Annotated in this window: 2 protein-coding genes; both read left to right on the top strand. The window is 40.6% G+C overall.

The features are described from left to right. A partial coding sequence (locus tag L1076_RS26820) for a hypothetical protein (protein WP_237304875.1) occupies positions 1 to 802 on the top strand: 802 nt, incomplete at its 5' end. Between the two features lie 5 nt (positions 803 to 807). After that, entirely contained in the window at positions 808 to 1,275 is a 468-nt protein-coding gene (locus L1076_RS26815; protein ID WP_237304873.1) for a hypothetical protein, read from the top strand. Positions 1,276 to 1,388: the final 113 nt, after the last annotated feature.

The raw sequence follows: 1,388 nt of genomic DNA, 5'->3' as shown, positions 1-1,388 counted from the left end.
GGTTTTCTGCCAATATCAAGAACCCGTAAGAAGTCTAATATTTGTTTCTTTACAGTGGGTGTGCGTGATTGCATATTGTTGGGGTTACTATGATAGGGACTTCAATATGCAAAATATTCAGGACAAAAGAGAGTTTGAGGCTGCGATTCAAGCTTTAGAAGCGCAAGCAGTGAATGTTGGCCTCCATATGGTGGTGGATGCAGAAGCTAGGCAGCTTTACTCGAGACAAATAAAGCGTTTCTCTGAAGAGTTAAAGTTAGAAGTAAAACAAGGAAAAATTAGTTGGAAGGAAGCTGCAAAAAAGGCGAATGAAACTCGAAATGTAATTATGGAAATTGTAAGGGGTAAAAGTACCCCCGTCGGAAACGCATATGCTCAGCAGTTGAAAAGCAAAGGTAGAACGCTAAATGAACTGGTCGCGAAGAAAACAAACGAGATTTATCTTACCAAGCACTTCAACGATCTTACTGTCGAACAAAAGAACAGAGTGTATTCGGAAATCGTAAAGTCATCTGGCAAGTCTAATCCAGATGTTAATAGGCTAATGAAAAATATTTCAAGTGCAGGACGCGGTTTGATTGTTTTATCTATCGGTCTTTCTGTGTACACCATTGCCACCTCTGAAAATAAACTTGAGACAGCTGGCCGCGAGGCTTTAGTTGCAGGTGCTGGTATTAGCGGCGGTATTGCTGGAGGGGCAATAGCAGGTTTAGCTTGTGGTCCGGGAGCTCCAGTATGTGTAAGCGTGGGAGCTTTTATAGGTGGAACATTAGCTGCATTTGGAGTGAGTATTGCGTGGTAGTTGATATGGAACTGTTATCAAAAGATAAATTGGAAATACGTGACGTTGAGAAAGGCAGTGAGTACATATCTAACAAGATATTACTGGCTATTGAAGGCCGGCCCGCAAATTCTTTTGTCAAAGGTGCACAAGTAGAATATGGCGTAAAATATGATAACTGTTACGTTATCTTTGTCACTGATGACATCCTTAATGAAGAAACGCTGAGAGTATATTTGTTTGATCTTAATGCAAAGCTGATCGATTACTTGTATATAGGTAGTGCTTATTCAACAGGGTGTTTACAAGACCTGACCCTTCAGAAAGACGGCTCAGTATCATTTTCGTTTATAGGGGATACACTCTGGAATATAAAAGTATTATCCAAGGCAAAAATGATTATTCCTTTCGTGTCTAACCCGAAAGGGGTCACCAGAAAAAGCGTCTTTAGTAGCTTTTTACATGTACAAGGCTCGCCAAAAGCAGAAACCTAACAAAAGCATTTAAGAGTGATTCTCAACGCTTGGCATTTTGCATTCCATCGTATAGCTCAGTGTTTACGGTGGTATGGTTAAGTTTCGTGGTCGCGTTGTTCACACCTTAATGC

It is taken from the genome of Vibrio sp. MMG023 (assembly GCF_021654215.1).
Taxonomy (GTDB): Bacteria; Pseudomonadota; Gammaproteobacteria; order Enterobacterales; family Vibrionaceae; genus Vibrio; species Vibrio jasicida.
Note: the sequence above shows the minus strand (reverse complement) of the source record. Positions and strands in the feature narration are given on the sequence as shown.